4 protein-coding genes are annotated in these 1,907 nt (G+C 30.3%); all 4 read right to left on the bottom strand.

Annotated features, from left to right (window positions below; genetic code table 11):
• Positions 1-83: 83 nt before the first annotated feature.
• Positions 84-608, bottom strand: a complete 525-nt coding sequence (locus AC3AX0_RS08580) for a hypothetical protein (RefSeq protein WP_487549884.1) — start codon at positions 606-608, stop codon at positions 84-86.
• 140 nt (positions 609-748) lie between these two features.
• Positions 749-1,000: a helix-turn-helix domain-containing protein gene (locus tag AC3AX0_RS08575; RefSeq protein ID WP_487549883.1), complete on the bottom strand. Its 252-nt coding sequence runs from the start codon at positions 998-1,000 to the stop codon at positions 749-751.
• A gap of 16 nt (positions 1,001-1,016) precedes the next feature.
• Positions 1,017-1,160: a YvrJ family protein gene (locus AC3AX0_RS08570; RefSeq protein ID WP_487549882.1), complete on the bottom strand. Its 144-nt coding sequence runs from the start codon at positions 1,158-1,160 to the stop codon at positions 1,017-1,019.
• Positions 1,144-1,695: a hypothetical protein gene (locus AC3AX0_RS08565; RefSeq protein ID WP_487549881.1), complete on the bottom strand. Its 552-nt coding sequence runs from the start codon at positions 1,693-1,695 to the stop codon at positions 1,144-1,146. The genes AC3AX0_RS08570 and AC3AX0_RS08565 overlap by 17 nt, the downstream gene beginning before the upstream one ends.
• Between the last annotated feature and the right edge of the window lie 212 nt (positions 1,696-1,907).

Raw genomic sequence — 1,907 nt, 5'->3', positions numbered from 1 at the left:
GATAATTAATTTTATACTATTAATTACTTTCATGGAAGATTTTTTTATTTTACACAAAGTTTGTTACAGTCCCGCAAGCCCCTTTAATTATGCAATAATATTTCATTGAAGCGTTCAATATCAAGCTTATCATTTTTAATTAAATAATCGGTTGTGGTTGTTACTGCTTTGTGCTTGATAATCTTATTTTCTTTATCTTCGTCAATAACATGTATTCTCTCAATCACTGAGAAGTAAACATCACTCTGAACATATATCATAATCGATTCATCAGTGTCCTGAACATTGAAGAAAATCATATAATACAAGTTTTTGTCAATATCACTAGTGTCTTTAACTTTGACCACATCATACTTATAAAACTCATTCAGCAGTTCTTGAGTTACCTTATTGCCTTTATTCTCACTATTTATGTCTCCAGTCTCTGAATAGCCGGTGAAATAAACATCATCAAATTCACTTCCCATAGCATCAGCAATAAACTGGTCAATAATTGCTTCTTTAAAAGGTCTGTCAACAAAATTATAAATACTGATTCCACTATCTATCACATATATGACAATAATTACTAAGGTAATAATCGCAATAAATCCTATTCTCTTCTTCATATCCCTCCCCCTTTCCCTTAATAGAATTTCCATTCACTTAATATTATACTCCCCATATCTCATGAATTCAATTTTGTTAATTAAACGTAATATGCCCAAAACAAAACCTAACAAGGATTATCCCTTATTAGGCTAGTTGTTTATTTCTCGGAATGATGTTCTTTAAGTAGCTTCAGAAACAATGCATTTCCAATACCATTATTGAACTTAAACCTTTTAATACATTTGGTAAGTAACACTGATAGCTCTTGAAAGCAATCATTATCAAATCTTCCATTAATATAACTATTCTTATATAGCAGTAATTCAAATTGCTTGAATGTTTCTTCCAATACCTGTTCATTTCCCTTTTGTGCAAGTAAAAACTTCTCCCTAAATTCCCGATCCCCCATAGCTATTACTTTACCTTCATTCGTTCTTGACGAAAGCTTCAAGCACTTGCAGAATAGTTTTATTCAATTCGTCCAGCTTCTTTTCAATTCTGATAAGCAGAAAGGCAGATACTCCTATGGGAAACCCTAAGTTACTGATTATATCAACTGCATTTTCCATGTTTACACCCCCAATCAGCTCTTAAACGATTCAATGCCTTTAATTTTACTTTGTTGATGCTTTGAATGGATACATGTCTATCATTAGCAATTGATTTCTCATTGATGTTTTTGATGAACAATAAAAACAAGACTTCTTTTTGCTTGTCTGTCAGAGATTCAATGGAGCTTAGTAACTCTTTATCTGAGATAATACCTTTGAAGTTATTGCTTTCCTTTGATATAGTTTCTACAAAGTCTACTGAATGGTCTTGTAAGTTATCCAAGTATTGTTCATTGGAATTACTGGAGTCATTGTTTAATATCAATTCTTCATTGTCTCTTTTGATCTGTGAAAAAATATTGCGCTTTATGTCTCTTACACCTGTTTGTATGGAACTTTTTATGTAGCCCACTGCATAAGTTTTAAATAGATAGTCGTTGAATTGATTCAAGAGAGTATCAAAAGACTCTTTGTCTTTTTCAATTCTTAATTTGTCAAATAATTCCTTACTTTCTTCATTTTCTTTTAAAAAATTCCCGAGCCGTGTTTTCATATGTTATACCCCTTTATTTAACGTATACTTATTAATAATAGTGAAGTGACTATTTTATCAACCTCAAATTAAATATATCTTCATTATTACAAAATCTTAATAAATAGGAGGTATAAAAAATGTTCGTATTACTGTATTATTTGCCTTAGTTAATTGAGTGAATTATTTCAATTTTCCAATACAAAACAACTAATTAACTCCATATTCAGAAG

It is taken from the genome of Dethiosulfatibacter sp. (genome assembly GCF_983023055.1).
Note: the sequence above shows the minus strand (reverse complement) of the source record. Positions and strands in the feature narration are given on the sequence as shown.

Coding starts and splice junctions, on each gene's coding strand:
- AC3AX0_RS08580 (WP_487549884.1), bottom strand. CDS start 608: ATGAAGAAGAGAATAGGATTTATTGCGATTATTACCTTAGTAATTATT.
- AC3AX0_RS08575 (WP_487549883.1), bottom strand. CDS start 1,000: ATGGGGGATCGGGAATTTAGGGAGAAGTTTTTACTTGCACAAAAGGGA.
- AC3AX0_RS08570 (WP_487549882.1), bottom strand. CDS start 1,160: ATGGAAAATGCAGTTGATATAATCAGTAACTTAGGGTTTCCCATAGGA.
- AC3AX0_RS08565 (WP_487549881.1), bottom strand. CDS start 1,695: ATGAAAACACGGCTCGGGAATTTTTTAAAAGAAAATGAAGAAAGTAAG.